Source organism: Azospirillum sp. UENF 312511 (assembly GCF_058780635.1).
Genome location: NZ_JBSNCG010000002.1, coordinates 500,219 through 523,966 on the forward strand (window position 1 = coordinate 500,219; position 23,748 = coordinate 523,966).

The window sequence follows — 23,748 nt, forward strand, 5'->3', positions numbered from 1 at the left end:
GGACTGCCGGGTCAGTAGGCGTCCTTGCGGCGTTCGTACTCGGCCTTGGCAGTGTCGGGGGTGAACAGGGCCGATTCCGTCTGGATCCATTTCGGCGGCGCCTTGCCGTCCTTCTTGAAGGCGATCAGCGCGTCGAAGGCCGGGCCGGCCATGTTCGGCGTCAGTTCCACGGTCGCGTTGGCCTCGCCGTCGGCCATCGCCTTGAAGATGTCGGGCACGCCGTCGATGGACACGACCAGGATGTCCTTGCCCGGCTTCAGCCCGGCCTCCTTGATCGCCTGGATGGCGCCAACCGCCATGTCGTCGTTGTGGGCGTAGACCGCGCAGATGCCCTTGCCGCCGTTCTCCGCCTTGATGAAGCTCTCCATCACCTCCTTGCCCTTGGCGCGGGTGAAATCGCCGGACTGGGTGCGGACGATCTTCATGCCGGGAGTCTTGGCGACGACCTCGTCGAAGCCCTTCTTGCGGTTGATGGCGGGGGAGGAGCCGACGGTGCCCTGGAGTTCGACCACGTTGCAGGTGCCGCCGGTCTGCTTGGCCAGCCATTCGCCGGCGACCCGACCCTCAAGCACCGTGTCGGAGGTGACGGCGGTCATGTAGAGGCCGGGGTCGCGGGTCTCGATCTGGCGGTCGAGCAGGACGACGGGAATCTTCGCCTCCTTGGCCTCCTTCAGCACCGAATCCCAGCCGGTCGCCACCACCGGGGCGATGAAGATGGCGTCGACGCCCTGGGCGACGAAGGAGCGCACGGCCTTGATCTGGTTCTCCTGCTTCTGCTGGGCGTCGGAGATCTTCAGGTCGATCCCGCGCTTCTCGGCCTCCGTCTTGGCGGTCTTGGTCTCGGCAGCGCGCCAGCCCGATTCCGAACCGATCTGCGAGAAGCCGACGACCAGCTTCTTGTCGGCGGCCTGCGCACCGCCGAGCCCGATCAACAAGGCCGCGGCGGCAGCGGCGGAGATCAGCCATGTCCTGGACATACCGTTTCACTCCCCTGGGGTGACTTGTCATCGATCCGGGCAACCCCGGCGACCCGCCTGTGCCCGCTCGCATCTGTTCGTTGGGCCAACATTAAGCGTCAAAAACCATATCTGTCCAATACGATTATCGACCGAAGCGATACCAAAACCGGCATGATCGCCCGATGCGGGCAAAGCGTTGCCGGTCCTTCCCTCACTCTTGTCTCGGCACGCCGTCAATCCGCCGCCACAGGCCGAGCGGGTTGCCGTCGCGCAGCGACTCCGGTAGCAGGGCGGCGGGAATGTCCTGGTAGCAGACCGGGCGCAGGAAGCGCCGGATCGCCAGCGTCCCAACCGAGGTGGTTCGGCTGTCGGAGGTCGCCGGGAAGGGGCCGCCATGCACCATGGCGTGGCAGACCTCGACCCCGGTCGGCCAGCCGTCGGCCAGAATGCGGCCCGCCTTGCGCTCCAGAATCGGCAGCAGCGCGGCCACGGCGTCGCCGTCCGCCGCGTCCATTTGCACGGTCGCGGTGAGCTGGCCCTCCAGCCGCTCGGCGACGGTCCGCATCGCCGCGACGTCCGGGCAGCGGATCAGCAGCGACGCTGCCCCGAACACCTCGTCCTGCAGGTCCGGCTCGGCGAGGAAGGCGTCGGCGGTCGTGCCGAACAAAGCGGCTTGCGCCTGGTTGGGGCCGCTGCACGCCAAGCCGCGGGCGAGCGTCGCCACGGCGGCGCTGCCGGACAGCCGCGCCACCCCCGAATCATAGGCGGCCTGGATGGCCGGGGTCAGCATGGTCGAGGCGGCGCTGCCGCCCAGCGCGTCCACCGCCACGGCCACGAAACGGTCGAGGTCCGGCCCATCCACGCCCAGCAGAATGCCGGGGTTGGTGCAGAACTGGCCGGCGCCCACGGTCAGCGAGGCCACGAAGCCCTTGCCCAACGCCTCGGCCCGCGCGGCCAGGGCCGCCGGCATCAGGAAGACCGGGTTGATGCTGCTCATCTCCGCATAGACCGGGATCGGCTCTGCCCGGCGGGCCGCCGCTTCCATCAAAGCCAAGCCACCGCCGCGCGAGCCGGTGAAGCCCACCGCCTTGATGCGCGGGTCGGTCACCAGCGCCGTTCCGATGGGGTTGCCGACGCCGAACAGCAGCGAGAAGACGCCCTCAGGCAGCCCGCAGGAGGCCACCGCCGCCCGGATGGCCCGGCCGACCAGCTCCGACGTGCCGGGATGGGCGGAATGGCCCTTGACCACCACCGGGCAGCCGGCGGCAAGGGCCGACGCGGTGTCGCCGCCGGCCACCGAAAAGGCCAGCGGGAAGTTCGACGCGCCGAACACCGCGACCGGGCCGAGTGGGATGTGGCGCTGCCGGACGTCGGGGCGCGGCAGCGGCTTGCGCTCCGGCTGGGCCGGGTCGATGCGGGCCTCCAGCCAGCCGCCCTCGCGCACCGTCTGGGCGAACAGGCGGAGCTGGCCGACCGTGCGCCCGCGCTCCCCTTCCAGCCGAGGGCGCGGCAGGCCGCTCTCTGCCATGGCGCGGAGGATCAGCTCGTCGCCGAGGTCGAGGATGTTCGCGGCGATGGTCTCCAGGAAGGCGGCCCGCGCCTCCAGCCCGGTCTCGCGGAAGGCGTCGAAGGCGGCCCAGGCCAGCGCGCAGGCGCGCTCGACCTCCGCCGCGCCGCCGCCGCCGAAGGCCGGCTCCAGCTCCGCGCCGGTGGCGGGATCGACGGCCCGGAAGGACCCGTCGGAGCCGCGGTGGCTCCGCGCGCCGATCAGCATCTCGCCGGTGATGGTCATCATGGGTCTCCCGGTTTGGCGAGGGGTGGCGCCGTTCTCAGCGCGCCCAGCGCAGGACCAGCGGGTCGAGGCGGCGGGCGGCGTCGAGCAGACCGGCGCGGCTGGCCGGGTGCGGGTCCGCCAGCGGGTGGCGCACGGCGTCGCAGGCGATGATGCCGCCCTCCTTCATCAGGATCTTGGCGGTGGCGAGGCCGCACTGGCGGTTCTCGTGGTTGATCAGCGGCAGCCAGCGCCCGTAGGCGGCCACCGCCGCCTCGCGGTCGCCGGCCAAGAAGGGGTCGATGATCTGGCGGATGCCGTCGGGATAGCCGCCGCCCGTCATGGCACCGGTGGCACCGGCGTCGAGGTCGGCCAGCAGGGTGATCGCCTCCTCGCCGTCCCACGGCCCCTCGACGGCGTCGCCGCCCAGCTCGATCAGCCGGCGCAGCTTGGCGGCGGCCTGCGGCACCTCGACCTTGAAGTAGGCGACGTTGGCGATCTCCCGCGCCATGCGGGCCAGCAGCTCCGCCGACAGCGCGGTGCCGCTGACCGGCGCGTCCTGGATCATGATGGGGATGTCGATGGCGTCGGACACCCGCTGGAAGAACGCGACGATGCCCGCCTCGGGCACGCGGATGGTGGCGCCGTGGTAGGGCGGCATGACCATCACCATGGCGGCCCCCAGCTCCTGGGCGCGGCGGCTGCGCGCGGCGCAGGCGGCGGTGCTGAAATGGGTGGTGGTGACGATCACCGGCACCCGGCCGGCGACGTGGCCGAGGATGGTCTCCATCAGCAGCTCGCGCTCGGCGTCGGTCAGCACGAATTGCTCGGAGAAATTGGCGAGGATGCACAGGCCGTCGGAGCCGGCGTCGATCATGAAATCGACGCAGCGCGTCTGCCCGGCGAGGTCGAGGTCCCCCGTCTCGGTGAAGATGGTGGGAACGACGGGAAACACTCCCCGATAGGGGCGGGCGCTGGGGGCCATGGCCGTTGGGGTCCTTCTGTCGGGTATGCGGAGGGGGGCCGGGTCAGCCCGGCGGATGCCCGAAGCGGCCGGGCGGCAGGCCGCGAACGCCGCCGGGATCGCACTCGAACAGCGCGCCGGCCAGCGGTTCGTCCGGCCGGCCGTCACGGCCGATGCCATGCGCCGCGGTGGTCACGAACAACCGGTCGAGGGCGGGGCCGGCGAAGACACAGGAGGTGACGCGCGACACCGGCAGCGTAATCGCGCGGTCCAGTGTGCCGTCGGGCCGGAAGCGGCTGACCCGTCCGCCGTCCCAATGGGCCACCCACAGGCCGCCCTCGGCGTCGCAGGTCATGCCGTCGGGATAGCCATCGGCCTCGCCGAAGCGGATGTGGGCGCGCTTCCCGGATAGCCGTCCCGCGCCGTCCAGGTCGAAGGCGTGGATCGTCCGCGCCGCGCTGTCGGTGTGGTAGAGCGTCCGCCCGTCCGGGGACAGGGCCGGGCCGTTGGCGACGGTGTAGCCCTCGTCCACACGCGCAATCGACCCGTCGGGGTCGAGCCGGTGGAAGGCGCCGGACGGCGCTTCCTCCCCGTCGTCCATGCTGCCGATCCACAGGCGCCCCTGCGCGTCGGCCTTGGCGTCGTTCAGCCGGTTGCCCGGCCGGTCGGGGTCGATCTGCGCCAGTTCCCCGGCGATCACCGCGCGATCCGGCTCCAACCGCAGGCGGACCACCCGGCGCGAGCGCAGCCCGGCGATGAAGCCGTCGCCATCGGCGCATTCCACCAGCCAGCAGGCCGCGTCCTCCAGCGCCCAGTCCGCTTGGGACCCGTCGTCGAGCCCGTGGCGCAGGATTCGCGATCCGTGGATGTCGACGAAGAAGACGGCGCCCTGCCCCGGCGACCACAGCGGGCCTTCGCCCAGGAGCGCCCGGGCGGGCCAGACGCAACGAACCTCCTGCGGCATGCCGTGTCGCCTCCCCCTCGCGGTCCCGTTCTGAATTTTGTTGACCACGCCAACAATAGAGAGCGTTCTGATAATCGTCCAATACGAATATCGGCGCCGGCGATACGAGATTTCGTATGTCGGCGCCTCGCCAGACCGGAGGCCCCCGCCCGTGACCCCCCACCGTTTCCCGGCCAACTGGTTCCTCAAGGCCCGGCTGAAGCTGCGCCATCTCCAACTCTTCGTGGCGCTGGACGAGCACCGCAACCTGCACCGCGCCGCCGCCAGCCTGACCATGTCGCAGCCCGCCGCCTCGAAGCTGCTGGGCGATCTGGAGGAGTCGCTGGGCGTCACCCTGTTCGAGCGCCATGGCCGCGGCGTCGAGCCGAACTGGTACGGCGGCCTGATGATCCGCCACGCGCGGGCGATCCTCAGCGGCCTGCAGGAGGCGGGGGAGGAGCTGAACGACCTGCTGGCCGGCCACAGCGGCAGCGTCTCCATCGGCACGGTGATGGCTCCGGCGGTGGAACTGGTGGTGCCGGTGATCACCACGCTGACCCGCGATCACCCCGACCTGAAGATCGCCGTGGCGGTGGAAACCAGCGACGTGCTGGCCGAGCGGGTCCGGCAGGGCGTCATGGATTTCGCGATCGGCCGCCTGCCCGACCACGTCGACGCCGCGTGCTTCGACTATCAGGAAATCAGCAGCGAGGAGTTGTGCTTCGTCTGCCGCGACGGCCACCCGCTGCTGCGGCTCGGCCGCCCGCTGACCGCCGCCGATCTGGTGGACGCCACCTGGATTCTCCAGCCCCTGGGGAGCCTGCTGCGCAGCCGGGTCGAGGCGCTGTTCCGCGCCGAGGGGGTTCCGCCGCCGCGCAAGGTGATCGAAAGCGCCTCGCCCGTCATTTCCCTGGCGATGGTCGCCGAGAACGATTCGGTCACCGTCTTCGCCCGCGCGCTCGCCCAGGTGTTCTCCCCCACCGGCAGCTGCACCATCGTGCCCTTCCACAAGCGCTTCAGCGTCGAGCCCTACGGCATTTTCTGGCTGAAGGACCGCCCGCTGTCGCCGGGCGCCCGCACCGCCCTGGCCGCCTTGCGGGCGGCGTCCGACGCGAAGATGCGCCGCGCGCAGGAAACGCCACAAGCGGGCCCTTCAAGTGATATCGAAATGTGTATGGATTCCGCCAATAATCGTATTTGACAGTTATGGTTTTTCGGCCTATTGCTAGCCTTACAAACATTGCGCCACCCGACACCCGTTCAAGAGCCGCGGGTGTGGTCAACCCGGTGCCGCAGAAGGGGGAGGAAATCGGCCCATGTCTTCTTCGTTCACGACCACACTGGCCGGGATGGCCGTCGGCGTGCTGGCCCTCACCGTCGCCGCCACGCCGACGCTGGCGCAGGACAAGCCCACCGTCGGCATCGCGATGCCCACCAAGTCCTCGGCCCGCTGGATCGACGACGGCAACAACATGGTCAAGCAGTTCCAGGCCAAGGGCTACAAGACCGACCTGCAATACGCCGAGGACGACATCCCCAACCAGCTTGCCCAGATCGAGACGATGGTCGCCAAGAACAGCAAGGTTCTGGTGATCGCCGCCATCGACGGCACAACGCTGACCGACGTGCTCCAGCAGGCCAAGGACCGCGGCGTCAAGGTCATCGCCTACGACCGGCTGATCCGCGGGTCGGAGAACGTGGACTATTACGCGACCTTCGACAATTTCCAGGTCGGCGTGCTCCAGGGCAGCTACATCGTCGACGCGCTGGGCCTGAAGGACGGCAAGGGTCCCTTCAACATCGAGCTGTTCGGCGGCTCCCCCGACGACAACAACGCCTATTTCTTCTACAACGGCGCCATGTCGGTGCTGCAGCCTTACATCGACAGCGGCAAGCTGAAGGTGGGCAGCGGCCAGGTGGGCATGGACAAGGTGTCCACCCTGCGCTGGGATGGCGCCACCGCCCAGGCCCGCATGGACAACCTGCTGAGCGCCTTCTACGGCAACCGCCGCGTCGACGCCGTGCTGTCGCCCTACGACGGGATCAGCATCGGCATCATCTCCTCGCTGAAGGGGGTCGGCTACGGCTCGCCGTCGCAGCCGATGCCGGTGGTGACCGGCCAGGACGCCGAGGTGCCCTCGATCAAGTCGATCCTGGCGGGCGAGCAGCGCGCCACCGTCTTCAAGGACACCCGCGAGCTTGCCCGGGTCACGGTCGAGATGGTCGACGCGGTGCTGGGTGGCGGCACGCCGCCGGTCAACGACACCAAGACCTACGACAACGGCAAGAAGGTCGTCCCGGCCTATCTGCTGAAGCCGGTCAGCGTGGACGCGTCGAACTGGAAGAGCACGCTGGTCGGCAGCGGCTACTACACCGAAGCCCAGTTCAAGTGACGAAGCGGCGCGGGGTGGGCGCATTTGGCTTTCATAACCCTCTACCCTCTGGGGAGAGGGTGGCCCGGAGGGCCGGTGAGGGGGATGCGCGTGACGGTGCGTCCGGCAAAAGCGCAACCCCCTCACCCTAACCCTCTCCCCGCTTTCGGCGGACCAAAGGTCCGCCTGCCGCGTCAGCGCAAACTTCGTTTGCGCGTGAGCGGAGGGTAGAGGGGATTGAAAATGCGAGCGACCCGCCACCGGACTGAGGTGCGCTCGGGCGATCGCAGGTTCCTTGGAGGATTCTCATGGACTCCATCCTGGAGCGGTCCAGTCTGGCGATGCCGATCCTGGAGATGAAGGGCATCACCAAGACGTTTCCCGGCGTGAAGGCGCTGGACAACGTCAACCTGTCGGTCCGCGAGGGCGAGATCCACGCGCTGATCGGCGAGAACGGCGCCGGCAAGTCGACGCTGATGAAGGTGCTGAGCGGGGTCTACCCGCAAGGCAGCTTCGACGGCGAGATCCGCTTCCGCGGCCAGCCCCAGGCCTTCCGCGGCATCGCCGACAGCGAGCGGCTGGGCATCATCATCATCCACCAGGAACTGGCGCTGGTTCCCCTGCTGTCGATCACCGAGAACCTGTTCCTCGGCAACGAGCAGGCAAGCCGTGGCGTGATCGACTGGGACGCCGCCACCCTGCGGGCGCGGGAGCTGCTGCGCCTCGTCGGGCTGCACGACCCGCCGGAGACCCTGATCACGGACATCGGCGTCGGCAAGCAGCAGCTCGTGGAGATCGCCAAGGCGCTGTCCAAGGAGGTCAAGCTGCTGATCCTGGACGAGCCGACCGCCAGCCTGAACGAGAGCGACAGCGACGCCCTGCTGGACCTGCTGCTGCAGTTCAAGGCGCGCGGAATCGCCTCCATCCTCATCTCGCACAAGCTGAACGAGATCGCCAAGGTTGCCGACCGGGTGACCATCCTGCGCGACGGCACGACAGTGGAGACGCTGGATTGCCGCGAGGCCGTGGTCAGCCAGGACCGCATCATCCGCGGCATGGTCGGGCGCGCCCTGTCGGACCGCTATCCCAGGCGGACCACCGTGTCCGGCGAGGTGCTGTTCGAGGTGAAGGGCTGGAGCGCCGACCACCCGGCCCATCCCGGCCGGCGCGTCGTCCGCGACGTGAACCTGACCGTCCGCCGCGGCGAGGTGGTGGGCATCGCCGGGCTGATGGGCGCCGGCCGCACCGAGTTCGCGATGAGCCTGTTCGGCCGCTCCTACGGCCGCAACATCCGCGGTCGGGCCTTCCTCGACGGTCGGGAGATCGACGTCTCCACCATCAGCCGGGCCATGGCGAACGGCCTCGCCTACGCGACGGAGGATCGCAAGCATCTCGGCCTCGTGCTCGACAACGACATCCGCCACAACGTCACTCTGGCGAACCTCAGGGGTGTGGCGAAACGCTGGGTCATCGACCATGAGCGCGAGGTCCAGGTGGCGGAGGAGTTCCGGCGCCGGCTGCGCATCCGCTGTGCCGACGTGTTCCAGGAGACGGTGAACCTGTCGGGCGGCAACCAGCAGAAGGTCGTGCTCAGCAAGTGGCTGTTCGCCGGCCCGCAGGTGCTGATCCTCGACGAGCCGACCCGCGGCATCGACGTCGGCGCCAAGTACGAGATCTACACCATCATCAACCAGCTGGTCGCCGAGGGCCGGGGGGTCGTCCTGATCTCCTCCGAAATGCCGGAGCTGCTGGGCGTCGCCGACCGCATCTACGTGATGAACGCCGGCGAAATGGTCGCCGAGATGCCGGCGGCCGAGGCCAGCCAGGAGAAAATCATGGGAGCGATCATGCGCTCCGGCGAGACGCTGATGTCCGGGGAGGCTCTGCCATGAGTGCCGAACTCAACCTTCCGGCGCGCGGCCCGCGGGTGTCCATGGGACGGTTCGTGAAGGCGCACATGCGCGAGTACGGCATGCTGCTGTCGCTGGTCGCCATCGTCCTGTTCTTCCAGTACATGACCGACGGCACGCTGCTCCAGCCGCTGAACCTGACCAACCTCGTGCTGCAGAACAGCTACATCGTCATCATGGCGCTGGGCATGCTTCTGGTGATCGTCGCCGGGCACATCGACCTGTCGGTGGGCTCGGTCGTCGCCCTCATCGGCGCGCTGGCGGCGACGCTGATGGTGCGGCTCCACCTGGACTTCGTCACCACGACGCTGCTGTGCCTGCTGGCCGGGGCGGCGATCGGGGCGGTGCAGGGCTTCTGGGTCGCCTATCTGCGCATCCCCTCCTTCATCGTGACGCTGGCCGGCATGCTGGTCTTCCGCGGCCTGTGCCTGATCCTGCTGGCCGGCCAGTCGGTCGGTCCCTTCCCGGTGGAGTTCCAGCGCCTCAGCTCCGGCTTCATCCCCGATTTCCTGGCGCTGGACGCCTTCAACCTGGGCAAGTTCCACCTGACCAGCCTGCTGCTCTGCGCGGCCGTGGCCGCCGCGATGGTGGCGATGAACACCAGGGCGCGCCTGCGCCGGCAGAGCGTCGCCATCGAGCAGGAGCCGCTGCCGCTGTTCATTGCGAAGAACGTCGCGCTGGCCGCCGTGCTGATCTATGTCGGGCAGTTGCTGGCCTCCTACCGCGGCCTGCCCAACGTGCTGATCATCATGAGCGTGCTGATCGCGCTCTACAGCTTCGTCACCCGCAACACCACGGTGGGGCGGCGCGTCTACGCGCTGGGCGGCAACGAGAAGGCGGCCAAGCTGTCCGGCATCGACACCCGGCGGCTCAGCTTCTACACCTTCGTCAACATGGGGGTGCTGGCTGCGCTGGCCGGGCTGATCTTCGCGGCGCGGCTGAACACCGCCACGCCGAAGGCCGGCGTCTCGTTCGAGCTGGACGTGATCGCCGCGTGCTTCATCGGCGGCGCCTCGGCGTCGGGCGGGGTCGGGCGGGTGACCGGGGCGGTGATCGGTGCCTTCATCATGGGCGTGATGAACAACGGCATGTCGATCCTGGGGATCGGCATCGACTGGCAGCAGGTCATCAAGGGCATGGTGCTGCTCGCCGCCGTGACCATCGACGTCTACAACAAGAACAAGGCGTGAGGACCGTCATGACCCGTCCCACCCCCCTTCCCCCCGCCCCGCTCACCCTCGGCATCGTCGGCCTCGGCAAGATCGCCCGCGACCAGCATGTCCCGGCCATCGCCGCCACCGGCCTGTTCCGCCTCGCTGCGGTGGTCAGCCCGCACGGCGCCACCCCGGAGGAAACCGGCCTCGGCGACGTGCCGGTCTTCCGCAGCCAGGGGGAGATGCTGGCCGCCCTGCCCGGCCTCGACGCCGTGGCGATCTCCACGCCGCCCGCCGTCCGCCACGCCCTGACGGTGGAAGCGCTGCGCGCCGGCAAGCATGTCCTGATCGAGAAGCCGCCGGCCGCCACCCTGACGGAGCTGCGCCTGCTGCTCGACGCGGCGGAGGGCGCCAAGCGCACGCTGTTCGCCGCCTGGCACTCCCGCTTCAACGCGGCGGTGGACGAGACGCGGCGGCGGCTGGCCGGCGCCACCGTCCGCCACGTTGCCATCACCTGGAAGGAGGACGTGCGGCGCTGGCATCCCGGCCAGGACTGGATTTTCGCGGCGGGGGGCTTCGGCGTCTTCGATCCGGGCATCAACGCCCTGTCGATCCTGACCGAAATCCTGCCCGGCCCCGTCGTCGTCCGCGACGCCGAACTGCGGGTCCCCGCCAACCGCGACACGCCCATCGCCGCGACGCTGCGCATGGAAGGGGCTGCGGGCTCCGCCGTCGGGACGGTGACGGCCGCCTTCGACTTCCTCCAGGAGGGCGAGCAGACCTGGGCCATCGCCATCGAAACGAACAGCGGGCGGCTCGACCTGACCCATGGCGGCACGCGGCTGAGCGTGGACGGCGTGCCCGTGCTGGCCGAGCCCGACGCCGAGTACCAGGGCATCTACCGCCGCTTCCACCATCTGATCGGGGACGCGGCCGGCGACGTCGACGCCCGTCCTCTGCAACTGGTCGCCGACGCCTGTCTGGTCGGGCGCTGGCGCACCACCGACGCCTTTCACTGGTAAAGCGCCGGGCGCACCGCCCGGCCGACTCCCAACGACGCCCGAACGAGGCTCCGAACGACCCCGGCGCCGGCCGCCCCCGGTCCGCGCCCCCAACCCGAATTGGTGCCGACATGTCCGATACGAAACCCTCTCCCCAGCACCCGGAAATCGGCTCCGGCCGGCGGCTGCGGTCGCGCGCGTGGTTCGACAACCCCGACAACCCCGACATGACCGCGCTCTATCTGGAGCGCTACCTGAATTTCGGGCTGACGCGGGAGGAGTTGCAATCGGGCGCGCCCATCATCGGCATCGCCCAGACCGGGTCCGACCTCAGCCCCTGCAACCGGCACCATCTGGTCCTGGCCGAACGCCTGCGCGAAGGCATCCGCACCGCCGGCGGCATCGCCATCGAGTTCCCCGTCCACCCGATCCAGGAGACCGGCAAGCGGCCGACCGCCTCGATCGACCGCAACCTCGCTTATCTCGGCTTGGTCGAGGTGCTGCACGGCTACCCGCTCGACGGGGTGGTGCTGACCATCGGCTGCGACAAGACCACCCCCGCCTGCCTGATGGCGGCGGCCACCGTGAACATCCCGGCCATCGCCCTGTCGGTCGGCCCCATGCTGAACGGCTGGTTCCGCGGCGAGCGCACCGGCTCGGGCACCATCGTGTGGAAGGCCCGCCAGATGATGGCGGCCGGCGAGATCGACTATCAGGGCTTCATCGAGCTGGTGGCATCGTCGGCCCCCTCGACCGGCTACTGCAACACGATGGGCACGGCCTCCACGATGAATTCGCTGGCGGAGGTGCTGGGCATGCAGCTCCCCGGCTCCGCCGCCATCCCCGCCCCCTACCGCGAGCGCCAGCAGGCCGCCTACGAGACCGGCAAGCGCATCGTGGAGATGGTCCGCGAGGACCTCAAGCCGTCCGACATCCTGACCCGCGACGCCTTCCTCAACGCCATCGTCGTCAACTCCGCCATCGGCGGTTCGACCAACGCGCCGATCCACATCAACGCCATCGCCAAGCACATCGGCGTGCCGCTGACGGTCGAGGACTGGCAGACCCACGGGCACGACGTGCCGCTGCTGGTCAATCTCCAGCCGGCCGGCGAGTATCTGGGCGAGGACTTCCACCGCGCCGGCGGCGTGCCCGCGGTCGTCGCCCAGCTGATGGGCAAGGGGCTGATCCGCGAGGGAGCGCCGACCGTCAACGGCCGGACCATCGGCGAGAACTGCCGCCAGCAGCCGATCCTCGACACGCGGGTGATCCACCCCATCGACGAGCCGCTGATGCCCAACGCCGGCTTCGTGGTGCTGCGCGGCAACCTGTTCGGCGCCGCCATCATGAAGACGAGCGTCATCTCCGACGAGTTCCGCGAACGCTACCTGTCCAACCCGCAGGACCCGGAGGCGTTCGAGGGCAAGGTCGTCGTCTTCGACGGGCCGGAGGACTACCATCACCGCATCGACGACCCCGGCCTGGGCATCGACGCCTACACCATCCTGGTCATCCGCGGCACCGGCCCCATCGGCTATCCGGGGGCGGCGGAGGTGGTCAACATGCGGCCCCCCGCCACGCTGATCAAACAGGGCGTCCATTCCCTTCCCTGCATCGGCGACGGCCGCCAGTCCGGCACCTCGGGGTCGCCCTCCATCCTCAACGCCTCCCCGGAGGCGGCGGCAGGCGGCGGGCTGGCCCTGCTGCGCAGCGGCGACCGGGTGCGCATCGACCTGCGCCGCGGCAGCGCCGACATCCTGATCCCGGAGGGCGAGCTGGCCGACCGCCGCGCCGCTCTGGAGGCCGCGGGCGGCTACCCCATCCCGCCGTCGCAGACCCCCTGGCAGGAGATCCAGCGCGGCATCGTCGACCAGCTCGACGAGGGCATGGTGCTGAAGCCCGCCGTCAAGTACCAGCGCGTCGCCCAGACCATGGGCATCCCGCGCGACAATCACTGACCCAGGAGGCGGGGGCGTCAGCCCCCAACCTTGAACCGGTCATCCAGCCAATCGAGGACGCGGAGGTTCAGGAGGGAGCGGTTGCCCATCTCGCAATGCCCGTCGGCGCCCTCGGCGGCGGTGAAGCGCATCAGCGTCTTCGGTCCGACGAGCGCGTCGAAGAAGGCGCCCGCGCCGGCCGACAGGGCGTCACCCTCCGCCTGGGCGATCAGGGTGGGGCAGGCGATGAGCTGCGCCCGCCCCCGCATGGTGAATTGCTCCGCGGAGGCGAGGTAGGAGCGCAGGTCCGCGACGCCATGCACCCAGAAACCGCGCTGCACGACCTTCCAGTTGAGTTGGCGGTGGCTGCGGATGAAGGCGTCCATGCGGTCGATCACGCCTTGGTCCAGGGCGCCGAGGTCGGCCGCTTCCTCCGGCGCGACGCCGAGCTTGTGCACCACCACGTCGCGGAAGCCGTCGGCGATGCTCCAGGTGCCGGGATCGGCGATCATCGCCGCGATGCGCGGCTCGCCCGACGCGGCGCGCGGGGCGAGATGCCCGCCGAGGCTCCAGCCGCTGAGCGCGATGCGCTCCGCATCGACGAGCGGCAGGGTTTCGGCGAAATCGACCACCGCCGCGATCACCGTCTCCCAGTCCGGCCGCAGCGGGACGGCGTGCTCATAGAGCATGGCCCCCTGACCGGGGCCGTCGAACAGCAGGCTGTGATAGCCCCGCCGTGAGGCCGCCACCGCCGACGCGAAATACATATCGGTGATGGTGCCGTCGTAGCCGTTGGTGAAGACGATCAGCGGGCGGACCCGGGTCTCGAAACCCTCCGCCGGGATGAAGCGGCCCGGCATCGCCATCCCGCCGAAGGGAATGGCCAGCGGGATGGCCGGGCGCGGTCCGAGCGAGAGCCCCTTGTCGAGCGCCGCCGTCCCCTTGCGGAAGGCGGCGATCAGGCGCGGATCGACGGGCGCGCCGTAGAGCGGGTGGAAGGAGGCATTGTGGAAGGCGCTCGCCCGCAGATAGAGGGCACGGGCAGTCGCCTTGTGGCCCTTCGCCAAGGCGATGTCGGCCTCGTGCGCCAGCCGGTCGCCCGCCGCGGTCCAGGCGTCGTAATAGGCGCCGTCGTCACCATCGCCGATGGCATCGGCGACTGCCTTGATCTCGCCGAACTCCGCCCCGCCATAGGGGATGTAAGCGATGGGCCAGGTGCCGAAATCCTCGTGCAGAGCGTCGTGAAAGAGGGTGGTCACGGCTGTCCTCCCCAGTCCCGCCGGCGGTTCGCGGCGCCCCGGCAACCCTCGAGTGTCGCGTCGCCGTCATCATCAAACCACCACGCAGAAGGTGAGACGCCCGAACGGACGTGACGTTGCTCCGCCGACCTTCTCCATCTCGTTGTGTGCGGCAAAAGCGCCCACTCCGGCGTCGGGTGCCTTTCTTCTTTCGTCCCGGATAACTGATATATTAATATATCCAATATCCTTCCGGCATCCTCCGGTCCAAGGGGCACCCACGCCATGACGCCTTATGCCGACCTCCGGCGCGAGGACTTCCGCGCCACCATCGACGGCACGCCGACCGACCTGTTCACCCTGCGAAACCGCCGGGGCATGGCCGTCCGCATCACCAATTACGGCTGCAAGATCGTCCAGATCCTGGCGCCCGACCGCGACGGCGCCCTCGGCGACGTGGTGCAGGGCTACGAGACGCTGGAGCAAACGATGGCCGGGCAGCCCTCCATGGGCTCCTTCATCGGACGCTATTGCGGGCGCATCGGCGGTGGACGCTTCACGCTGGACGGGGTGGAGCACCGCACCGCCGTCAACGCGCCGCCCAACACGCTGCACGGCGGCCAGCGCGGTTCGCGCTTCCGCACCTTCGCCGCGCGGCAACTGGACGAGGCGAGCCTGGAGCTGACCTACGTCTTCCAGGACGGGGAGGAAGGCTTCCCCGGCACCCTGCCCGTCCGGCTGGTCTATACGCTGGACGAGGACAACGCCCTGACCATCGCCTGGACCGCCGTGGCGGCGGACAAGGCGACCGTGGCGAACTTCACCGACCACACCTTCTTCAACCTGTCAGGCGACGCCGGGTCCTCCATCCTCGACCATGTGGCGACGGTCAACGGCAGCCGCTATCTGGCGCTCGACGCCACTGCCGTCCCCACCGGGGAGCTGGTGGACGTGACCGGCACCCCCCTCGACTTCCGCAGCCCCGCCGCCTTTGGCGCGCGGATCGCTGCCGACCACCCAATGCTGGCGCTCGGCAAGGGTTACGACCTGCATTACGCGGTGGACAAGCCGGCGGGCGCGCTCGGGCTGCACGCCCGCGTCGTCCATCCGGGCAGCGGCCGGGTGCTGGAGGTCCTCTCCACCGAACCCGGCGTGCAGGTCTACACCGGCAATTTCCTCGACGGCCAGACGCCGCGCGACCTGGGCAAGGGCGGCACGCTCTACACCCGGCACAGCGCCTTCTGCCTGGAGCCGTCGCACTTCCCCAACGCCGTCAACATCCCGTCCTTCCCCTCCACCACGCTGGCCCTCGGCCAGTGGTATGCGGGCCGCATCGTCTACCGCTTCGGCGTCGCCTGAACTCCGATCCCCAAAGGACCCTCCGTCATGCCTCTTCTTTCCCGTGAATCGCTCGCCGCCGACGCCTTCAATGTGACGCACACGGCGGGCGCCCCGCGGCTGCCCGTCACCGTCCTCCAGATCGGCGACGGCAACTTCCTGCGCGGCTTCGTCGATTGGATGATGGACGTCGCCAACGGCGCCGGGCTGATGAGCGCCGGGGTCGCCGTCGCCCAGCCGCTGGACCAGGGCGTCGCCGGCCTGCTGAACGCGCAGGATGGGCTCTACACCGTCCTGCTGCGCGGCATCGAGCAGGGCAAGGAGGTCGAATCCCGCCGGGTGGTGAGCTGCGTGTCCGACGCGCTGAACCCCTATGCCGCGTGGGACCGCATGCTGGCCCTCGCCACGTCCCCGACGCTGCGCTTCCTGGTGTCCAACACGACGGAGGCCGGCATCGCCGACGTGGCGGAGCCCTACACCCCCGGTGCCTGCCAACAGAGCTTCCCGGCCAAGGTCGCGGCGCTGCTGCACGCCCGCTTCACCGCACTGGGCGGCACGCCGGAGAGCGGCCTCGTCCTGCTGCCCTGCGAACTGATCGAGGCCAACGGCGCCAAGCTGAAGCGGATCGTCCTCGCCCACGCCAAGCGCTGGGGCCTGGAGTCCGGCTTCGCCGCCTGGGTCGAGGCGCACAACCACTTCCTGAACACGCTGGTCGACCGCATCGTCCCCGGCTACCCGCGCGACGAGGCCGCGACGCTCGCCGCTACGTGGGGCTATGAGGACCCGCTCGCCGTGGCCGGCGAGCCCTTCCACGTCTGGGTCATCGAAGGCCCGGCGGCCTTGGCCGAGGAGTTCCCGCTGCACAAGGCCGGGCTGAACGTGGTCTGGACCGACGATCTGCAGCCCTACCGCACCCGCAAGGTGCGCATCCTGAACGGCGCCCACACGGCCAGCGCGCTCGCCGCCTTCGTGGCGGGGGTGGACACCGTGAAGGGCATGATGGACGACGCCACCCTGTCCGCCTACCTGAACACGGTGATGTTCGGGGAGATCGTCCCCTTCGTCCCCCTGCCGGACGCCGAGCGCCAGGACTACGCCCGCACCATCATGGAGCGTTTCGGCAACCCCCACATCCGGCACGAGCTGATCGCGATTTCGCTGAACTCGGTGTCGAAGTGGCAGGTACGCGTGTTGCCCAGCCTGAAGGATTACGCGGCCGCCCATGGCGAGGCGCCGGACGGCCTGTCCTTCTCGCTGGCCGCCCTGCTGCGCTTCTACAAGGGAACGCCGGCGGCGGACGGCGCCTGCACCGGCACCCGCGACGCCGGCCCTTATCCCATCCGCGACGACGCGGCGGTCCTGGCGGCACTGTCCGACGCCTGGGCCGCGCATGGCGGCGAGCCGGCGGCGCTGGTGAAGGCCGTGCTGTCCAACGCCGCGCTGTGGGGCGAGGACCTGACCCGCATCCCCGGTCTGGCCCACCGCACCGCCACCCATTTGGCGGTGATCGAGGAACGCGGCATGCGCGGCGCCCTGGAAGCGCTGGTGAGCTGAGTCCCTTAAGCCACACGGCTCTTCATAACCCTCTCCCCTCTAGGGAGAGGGTGGCCCGCAGGGCCGGTGAGGGGGATGCGCATGGCACTAACGTCCGGCACAAGCGCACCCCCCTCACCCTAACCCTCTCCCCGGAGGGGAGAGGGGAGCACCCCCACCCGCAACCGCTATATACCTTCGCGTACAACGGCCTGTTGACAGCGTCCATCCAGCGCAGTATCCGAATCGATACAGCGTCGGGCGAGTCGTCATTCCGCAACGAACCGAAGGAACCGTGTCCATGCGTTTGAAAGCCCTCGCTCTCGCCTTCGGGCTGCTCGCCCTTCAGACCGCTGCTGCTGCGGCCCAGGACCTCCACGCCTATGTCGGCGCCGGCCTCCGCCCGCCGGTGGACGCGCTGATCGAGGCGTTCCGCAAGGAAACCGGGATTGCCGTGACGGCCGAGTATGGCGGGTCGGGCCAGCTTCTTGCCCGCTTCGCCGAGACGAGAACCGGCGACCTGTTCATCCCCGGCACGACCTTCTACACCGACAAGCTGAAGGAACTGGACGCCGTCGCCGACCTCAAGGTGCTGGTGGTGCACGGCCCGGTGCTGGCCGTGGCGCCAGGCAAAGCCGAGGTGATCCGCGGTTTCGCCGACCTCGCCAAGCCGGGCGTCCGCGTCGGGCTGGGCGACCCGCAGGCCATGGCGCTGGGCCGCACGGCGGAGGACATCCTGGACAAGTCCGGCCAGGGCGAGGCGATCCGCCGCAACGTCACCGTCCGCGCCGCGACCGTGAAGCAGCTCGCCCTCTATGTGCTGGACGGCAACGTGGACGCCGCCATCATCGGCGCGTCGGAGGCCGCGCAGAATCCCGGCAAGCTGTCGGTCCTCGCCATCCCGCCGGACTGGTACGAGGCCGAATACGCCCCCGTCGCCGTGCTGAAGACCAGCGCCGCGCCGGACGCAGCCAAGCGCTTCGCCGACTTCCTGGCCTCGGACGCCGGCCTTGCCACCTTCCAGCGCTTCGGCTTCCCACCCGCCCCGAAGATGTGACGGATGGGCTTCGCCGCCCTGCTGGCCCTGCCGCTCGCCATTGTCGCGCTGACGATCGCGGGCGTGCTGGGCGCCCTTCTGGCCCGCCTGCCCCCGGACGATCTCTGGGCCGCCCTGAGCGCGGCGGAAACGCTGTTCGCGCTGCGGCTGTCGGCGCTGACCTCCGTCGCGGCGCTGGGGATCGCGCTGGCCCTCGGCCTGCCGGCGGCTTACCTGATGGCGCGGCGGCGCTTTCCGGGGAAGGTCCTGCTCGACACGCTGCTCGACGTGCCGCTGGTCATGCCGCCGCTGGTCGCCGGGCTGGGGCTGCTGTTCCTGCTCGGGCGCAACGGGCCGGTCCCCGCGCTGGGGATGGAGCTGCTGTTCTCCCCCGCGGGCGTGGTGGTGGCGTTGGCCTTCGTGTCCACCGCGGTGGTGGTGCGCACCGCCACGGCCGCCTTCCGATCCGTCGACCGAGGCTACGCCGTCGCGGCGCAGTCGCTGGGCGCCGCCCCCTGGGCGGTGTTCTGGCGGGTGGAGCTGCCGCTGGCCGCCAGGGGCATCGCGGCGGGCGCCGTGCTGGCCTGGGCGCGGGCGCTGGGTGAGTTCGGCGCCACGCTGATGGTCGCCGGGGCCACCCGCCTGAAGACCGAGACGCTGCCCATGGCCGTCTTCCTCAACATCGCCACCGGGGAAACCGGCATCGCCGTGGCTTGCGCCATCCTGCTTCTGGCGGCGGCTCTGCTGATGCTGGTGGCGATGCGGCTGCTCGGCGCGCGACGGGACGACCGAGTGCGAAAGGGCCGGATCAACCGCGGGTCCGCAGCCGGTTGCGGACCCGCTTGAGCGGCTGCTTCAGCTCCATGGCGTCGAGCAACCCCACCGCCGCCTGCCGCAGCGACGCGGCGGCGCCCTTCATCGCCCGGACAGGACGGGGTTCGGGACGATCAATATCCGGCTGGATGGCGTGCACCCGCTCCTTCAGCCGCTCCAGCCATTCCCCCTCGACCGCGTGCTGGCGGGCGTAGTCGAGGATCGAGCGGAGTTCCGCCGCCTGCGGCTCGTTGCGCACGGGGATGCCGGCGATGCGCGCGGGGTCGAGCGGCCCGTCGAAGCAGTCCGGGGCGGCCACCCCGGCGGCGGCGAAGTTCATCCGGGTTCGCACGCATTTCTCGCAGACACCGCAGTTCCGGAACTGCTGCGCACCCTCCCAGCAAACGCGCAGGGAGCGCACCGCCTCCGGATAGGCGGCGACCGCCGCGGCCTTCTCCGTCCGCGAATAGGCGGCCCCGTCATGGACGATGGAGAAGCCGTCGCCGGACAGCAGATGGTCGGCGATCGGCGTGGTGCCGTAGGGGATGACCAGCGCGTCGTAGGGCTTGGTGCTGCCGATCAGCCCGAACTCGAACTCCGCCTCATAGAGATGCAGGCAGGCCGCCAGCTCCGCCGCGTGGGAATCCTGCCAGTTCTGGAGATGCAACTCCTTGCTGTTGGTGCGCACCACGCGCAGGTCCAGCCCGACCAGATCGCGGAAGGGCCGGGTGCGCTCGACCAGCCGCTCGAAATCCTCGGCCCGGTCCAGCTCCACGTCGAAGCCGTGCACCATCAGCAGCGCGCCGACGGTGTGGCGCCGCTCCGGCGGCAGGAGAAGCCGGTGGCGCAGGATGGTGAAGGTGCTGTCCAGCCCGCTGGAATAGGCGGCGATGGCCCGCCGCCCCGGCTTGGGCGCGTTGCGGTCGACCACCGTCTCCGGGATGATCTCCACCGTCCGGTAGTGGTCGGGACGCCAGCGCCGCCACACCCCTTGGAGCGCGTCGATGTTGTGCAGCGCCGTGCGGGTCAGCGGCCCGTGGACATGGACGGGAAGGTCCCGCTCCATGGCGTGGAACAGGACGGCCATGACCGACCCGTCCATCGGCCGGTCCGCCGCGGTCCCGGCCGGGTCCTCGAACTCGTAGACGACGCGGTGCCGGCGGCGGGTGCCGTCCTCGGACAGCAGGACGGTGCGGCGGACCAGACCGCCGCTCGCCGTCTCCTCGAATCCGATGTGCAGCCCCTTGCCCGCCATACCCGCCGACACCCTCTTCAGCCCATGTTCCGGGATGACAGACGGATGCGGGGGGCAAACGTTCCCAGAAGCCTTACCGTTTCCAATCCGCGAGCCAGCTGTCGATGTAGTTGGTCAGCTTGCCGTAGGAGTTGTCGCGCACCTGCACCGGCAACCCCATCATCAGGGCCAGCAGCATCCCGTGCAGGCGGTTGGTGACCACGGCGTTGGCCGCGCCGAAATGGGCGACGGCCTTGCGGACCAGCCGGTCGCGGATGGGATACCAGCCGCGCAGCGGATCGGCGGGCAGCGGCACCGCGTCGTCCAGCCGGATCAGCCGGGCGGCCAGCGCGAAGCCGGCGAAATCCTCCGGCCCGCACAGGTCCTCCCAGTCGAAGACCGGCGAGTCCTGGCGCAGCCAATGGCGCCCCGCGCATTCCTGGTCGCGCCGGGCCATGACGAGCAACGTCGTGTCATGGGCCGAACGCACCGGCGTCAGCCGCGTCGGATAGCGCGTCAGGTAATGGGCGAGGTCCGGCACCTGGATCGCCCGCTCCCCCAGAAAGGGCCGCACCAGATCGAGCGACGGCGCGTCGCGCGCCATGAAGACCAGATTGCGGTGGGCCGCCCAGCGCTTCATATCGTGGCGCAGCCGGTCGCGGTCGCGGTAGTAGACGGTCTGCGGCAGCAGCACGATGCGGCTGGATGGAAAGCTCTCCAGCACCTTCTGCCGGAACGTCTCGTGATGGGGGTAGAGGTCGCCGAAATTGCCGCCGCCGTGCAGCAGGATCGCCGCCTGCCCGTCGCGCTGGCGGCGCAGCAGGCGCCGGGCGTTGCCCAGCGTCACCCGCTCCCGAATGTCCACACCGCCATCGGTGAACAGGGTTTCCGCCGCCTGGTTGATCAGCAGGTCCCCGACGTTCAGATGGACCGGGATGTCCGCATAGACGGCCGGTCCGCTGCCCAGATGCGGCAGAACCAAGTCCCGCACCCGCAGCGACAGCGCCTCCAGGGCCGCAAGATCCGGGTCCAGCCACAGGTCCGCCGCACCGGCGGCACCGCCGGCAGACCCGTCACCAGACCCTGCGGCTGAGCGCCCCCCGGCACCGCCGTCATAACACCACGTATCCATGGCCAATGGCCGCCCCCGCAGAAGATTGGTCCCGGAACATTGGTTGCCGCCCCCGGAGATGGAAGAGAAGTGACACGTCCCGGTCCAATGTGAATGGGAGTGATGCGTGAAAGTTCGCTCCCAAAGGAATGCGTCTGGATTTGCCGGTTTCATCCGTCCGAACCGGCGCGGGGCTTTTGCGGTACCCGTTCCGGCGCGGTCGGTCCGCGCTGGAATCTTCGTGTTCATATGGTTTGTTCGCACACCAATTCGGTCATCATCCCCGTCGCCATGTGCAAAAGATTGTGACAGTGCAACGGCCAGCGCCCGGGATTGTCGGCGTCGAAGGCAATGGTGGCGGAACCGTTCATCGGCACCAGCACCGTGTCGCGCACCGCCCCGGCCAGCGCCGTCCCGTTGAGCGCCGCCACCTGGAAATGCTGGCCGTGCAGATGCATCGGGTGGGCCATCGGGCTTTCGTTGACCATGGTGACGGTCACCCGCTGCCCCTTGAGGACGGTCAGCGGCCGATGCTCGCCGAAGGGACGGTCGTCGATGGTCCAGACATAGGGAGCCATGCCGCCGGTCAGCCGGATGGTGAAGGCCGCATCCGTGGGGCGCGGCGCCAGAGGGGCGAGCGCCGTCAGCCGCCGCTCCAGCGACAGGTCCACCGGACCGGCGGCGCCGTCCGCGAGGCCGGCGACCTTGTTCACCGTGGCGCCAGGGGTGGCGAGGATGATGCCGGTGCGCTGACGCTCCCCCTCCCGCTGCGCCAGGACGGGGAAGGCGCCGCCTTCGTCGGGAAGCCGGACGAGGATGTCCAGCCGCTGGCCCATGACCATGCCGAAGCGCCGCCCGGTCACCGGCTGCACCGGGTTGCCATCCGCCGCGACCACCGTCCCGTCGAGGGCACCGAGTTCGATGTGGAAGGCCGTCGAGGTCGCCCCGTTGATCAGCCGCAACCGGACCCGTCCGCCGCGCTCCACCCGCACCACCTCCGGGTCGTCGAACGTGCGGTCGTTGGCGAGGTAGGCGTCGTACTCCACGTCGTTCAGGTCCATGGCGGCCATGGTCATGCCGCCCATGCCCTTCATGTCCCCCATCCCCTTCATGTCCATGGAATGGTTCATCATCGGCATGGCCCCACCATGACCGCCGCCATGACCGCCGCCGTGATTCATACCGCCATGATCCATCCCGCCATGATCCATGGTGCCGCCGGTCAGCCCGGCGAGCACCTCGGCGGGGTCCTTGAAGGTGAAATCGTGCAGCAGCACGGTGACCTCCTGCGCGTCCTCGCGCCGGTCTTCGGTGGTGCGGACGATCAGGGGGGCCGCCATCAGCCGCTGTTCCTGAAGGCCATGGTGCGAATGCATCCAGTGCGTGCCGGGCCGCGGTTCGAAATCGTAGCCTTGGCTAGCGCCATCGCGGATCAGCGGCCGGTTCACGTCGGCCACACCGTCCTGGGCGTAGGGCGGGGTCATGCCATGCCAGTGGATGACGGCGTCCTCCCCGGCCCGGTTCGCCAGATCGACCAGGAAACGCTGCCCCGGATCGAGGAACAGGCCGGAGGTGCCGTCCGGTTGGCGGATGCCGAAGACGGAGGCGGGTTTGCCCATCACCTCCAGCACGCGCCGCTCGACGGCGAGGCGGAGGGGGGCCGCGGCCCATGCGGGGCGCACGGCCCCAGGAATCAGGGCGGGAAGAAGGGTGGACAGGCCGCCCAGCGCGGCGGCGGAAGCCGCGGACGCCAGGAAATGGCGACGGGTCTGAAGAATCGTCATGATGCGATGGTCCGTTTTTGCGAAATGCCGGCCCGGAGCGCGCGGAAAAGGCGCACCTCGGGCATGGAGTCCGGTCAAACGGCCAAGCGCGGTGGCCTGAGGGCCGGCGGCGGGCCGATACCCTCCGGCAACAGGCCGGCGGGCCGGAAGGGCGCGGACGCGCGGAGCGGCGGCGTCGGAAAGGCCGCCGTGGTGGCGATGCCCGACAGCATCATCGGACAGGTGCCGCCGCAGGACAGCCCGTTCCTGCCCGCGCAGGCGTCGTCCGCCGGCGGCGCGTGGTCGGCATCCCCCACCCAGACGCTCCCGGCCGGCGTTGGAGCCGAGGATGCGGCATGGCTTTGAGCATGGGGGCCTTGAGCATGAGGGCCAGCATGGACATGCGCCTGCGCGACGGACGGCGCGAACAGCGCCAGCGCGGCCAGCAGCAGCAGCCCCGCCACCAGCCGCCCGATCGGCGGCGTCCCGCCAAGGGGGCATCCACCCCGCGCCATCGCCGTTTCCCGTTCCTGCATCGGCATCACACCGCACAGTCTCCACCTTCCAGCGGCGGGAAGGTCAAGCGCTAATTCGCGCCCCGATCACCACCCTGGACAGCCCGAACGCACCGTGGTATCTCCAGCCCAAACAAGGTGAGTTAGTACTCACTT

Annotated in this window: 19 protein-coding genes; 10 read left to right on the plus strand and 9 right to left on the minus strand. The window is 69.7% G+C overall.

What is annotated here, in order from left to right:
• Positions 1–11: 11 nt before the first annotated feature.
• From ytfQ to ACWPN7_RS10685, 4 genes are all read right to left on the minus strand, one after another.
• The gene (ytfQ, locus tag ACWPN7_RS10670) at positions 12–977 is read right to left on the minus strand and encodes a galactofuranose ABC transporter, galactofuranose-binding protein YtfQ (protein ID WP_149649487.1); all 966 of its coding nucleotides are present in this window, start codon (positions 975–977) and stop codon (positions 12–14) included.
• 193 nt (positions 978–1,170) lie between these two features.
• Positions 1,171–2,751 carry an aldehyde dehydrogenase (NADP(+)) gene (locus ACWPN7_RS10675; protein WP_459197353.1) on the minus strand — a complete coding sequence of 527 codons (1,581 nt, stop codon included), beginning with the start codon at positions 2,749–2,751 and terminating at the stop codon, positions 1,171–1,173.
• Between the two features lie 37 nt (positions 2,752–2,788).
• Positions 2,789–3,715, minus strand: coding sequence for a dihydrodipicolinate synthase family protein (locus ACWPN7_RS10680; RefSeq protein WP_149649488.1), 927 nt, complete (start codon positions 3,713–3,715; stop codon positions 2,789–2,791).
• 43 nt (positions 3,716–3,758) lie between these two features.
• Positions 3,759–4,658: an SMP-30/gluconolactonase/LRE family protein gene (locus ACWPN7_RS10685; protein ID WP_456511113.1), complete on the minus strand. Its 900-nt coding sequence runs from the start codon at positions 4,656–4,658 to the stop codon at positions 3,759–3,761.
• Positions 4,659–4,809: 151 nt separating this feature from the next.
• Here ACWPN7_RS10685 and ACWPN7_RS10690 point away from each other — a divergent pair, with 151 nt between their 5' ends.
• From ACWPN7_RS10690 to ACWPN7_RS10715, 6 genes are all read left to right on the plus strand, one after another.
• Positions 4,810–5,838, plus strand: a complete 1,029-nt coding sequence (locus ACWPN7_RS10690; protein WP_040138174.1) for a LysR family transcriptional regulator — start codon at positions 4,810–4,812, stop codon at positions 5,836–5,838.
• A 115-nt stretch (positions 5,839–5,953) separates the two neighbouring features.
• Positions 5,954–7,030 carry a multiple monosaccharide ABC transporter substrate-binding protein gene (gene chvE, locus ACWPN7_RS10695; protein WP_040138175.1) on the plus strand — a complete coding sequence of 359 codons (1,077 nt, stop codon included), beginning with the start codon at positions 5,954–5,956 and terminating at the stop codon, positions 7,028–7,030.
• Positions 7,031–7,317: 287 nt separating this feature from the next.
• A complete protein-coding gene (gene mmsA / locus ACWPN7_RS10700) occupies positions 7,318–8,901 on the plus strand; it encodes a multiple monosaccharide ABC transporter ATP-binding protein (RefSeq protein ID WP_459197337.1) in 1,584 nt (527 codons plus the stop codon).
• A complete protein-coding gene (gene mmsB, locus ACWPN7_RS10705) occupies positions 8,898–10,109 on the plus strand; it encodes a multiple monosaccharide ABC transporter permease (RefSeq protein WP_459197338.1) in 1,212 nt (403 codons plus the stop codon). The genes mmsA and mmsB overlap by 4 nt, the downstream gene beginning before the upstream one ends.
• Positions 10,110–10,117: 8 nt before the next feature.
• On the plus strand, positions 10,118–11,095 hold the full coding sequence (locus ACWPN7_RS10710) for a Gfo/Idh/MocA family protein (protein ID WP_459197339.1): 978 nt from the start codon (positions 10,118–10,120) through the stop codon (positions 11,093–11,095).
• A gap of 110 nt (positions 11,096–11,205) precedes the next feature.
• Positions 11,206–13,032: an IlvD/Edd family dehydratase gene (locus tag ACWPN7_RS10715; protein ID WP_492273275.1), complete on the plus strand. Its 1,827-nt coding sequence runs from the start codon at positions 11,206–11,208 to the stop codon at positions 13,030–13,032.
• A 17-nt stretch (positions 13,033–13,049) separates the two neighbouring features.
• Here ACWPN7_RS10715 and ACWPN7_RS10720 read toward each other — a convergent pair whose 3' ends face one another.
• Positions 13,050–14,270 carry an alpha/beta hydrolase family protein gene (locus ACWPN7_RS10720; protein WP_459197341.1) on the minus strand — a complete coding sequence of 407 codons (1,221 nt, stop codon included), beginning with the start codon at positions 14,268–14,270 and terminating at the stop codon, positions 13,050–13,052.
• Between the two features lie 264 nt (positions 14,271–14,534).
• On the opposite strand from ACWPN7_RS10720, the gene ACWPN7_RS10725 reads away from it, so the two are divergent.
• The 4 genes from ACWPN7_RS10725 to ACWPN7_RS10740 all read left to right on the plus strand — a co-directional run bounded on the left by ACWPN7_RS10725 (position 14,535) and on the right by ACWPN7_RS10740 (position 19,002).
• Complete coding sequence (locus ACWPN7_RS10725) at positions 14,535–15,608, plus strand: aldose epimerase family protein (protein ID WP_456526044.1); 1,074 nt, start codon at positions 14,535–14,537, stop codon at positions 15,606–15,608.
• Between the two features lie 27 nt (positions 15,609–15,635).
• Positions 15,636–17,141: a tagaturonate reductase gene (locus ACWPN7_RS10730; protein ID WP_456526045.1), complete on the plus strand. Its 1,506-nt coding sequence runs from the start codon at positions 15,636–15,638 to the stop codon at positions 17,139–17,141.
• Between the two features lie 280 nt (positions 17,142–17,421).
• Positions 17,422–18,177, plus strand: coding sequence for a molybdate ABC transporter substrate-binding protein (gene modA / locus ACWPN7_RS10735; protein WP_200476073.1), 756 nt, complete (start codon positions 17,422–17,424; stop codon positions 18,175–18,177).
• Between the two features lie 3 nt (positions 18,178–18,180).
• On the plus strand, positions 18,181–19,002 hold the full coding sequence (locus ACWPN7_RS10740) for an ABC transporter permease (RefSeq protein ID WP_349620751.1): 822 nt from the start codon (positions 18,181–18,183) through the stop codon (positions 19,000–19,002).
• Here ACWPN7_RS10740 and ACWPN7_RS10745 read toward each other — a convergent pair.
• From ACWPN7_RS10745 to ACWPN7_RS10760, 4 genes are all read right to left on the minus strand, one after another.
• Positions 18,965–20,224 carry a hypothetical protein gene (locus ACWPN7_RS10745; RefSeq protein ID WP_459197342.1) on the minus strand — a complete coding sequence of 420 codons (1,260 nt, stop codon included), beginning with the start codon at positions 20,222–20,224 and terminating at the stop codon, positions 18,965–18,967. The two genes, ACWPN7_RS10740 and ACWPN7_RS10745, sit on opposite strands and share 38 nt — an antisense overlap.
• Positions 20,225–20,297: 73 nt before the next feature.
• Entirely contained in the window at positions 20,298–21,335 is a 1,038-nt protein-coding gene (locus ACWPN7_RS10750) for a polysaccharide pyruvyl transferase family protein (protein ID WP_081863465.1), read from the minus strand.
• A 224-nt stretch (positions 21,336–21,559) separates the two neighbouring features.
• Complete coding sequence (locus ACWPN7_RS10755) at positions 21,560–23,098, minus strand: multicopper oxidase family protein (RefSeq protein WP_459197343.1); 1,539 nt, start codon at positions 23,096–23,098, stop codon at positions 21,560–21,562.
• A 74-nt stretch (positions 23,099–23,172) separates the two neighbouring features.
• Positions 23,173–23,619 (minus strand): hypothetical protein, encoded by a 447-nt coding sequence (locus ACWPN7_RS10760; protein WP_407823952.1) that lies wholly within the window; start codon positions 23,617–23,619, stop codon positions 23,173–23,175.
• Positions 23,620–23,748: the final 129 nt, after the last annotated feature.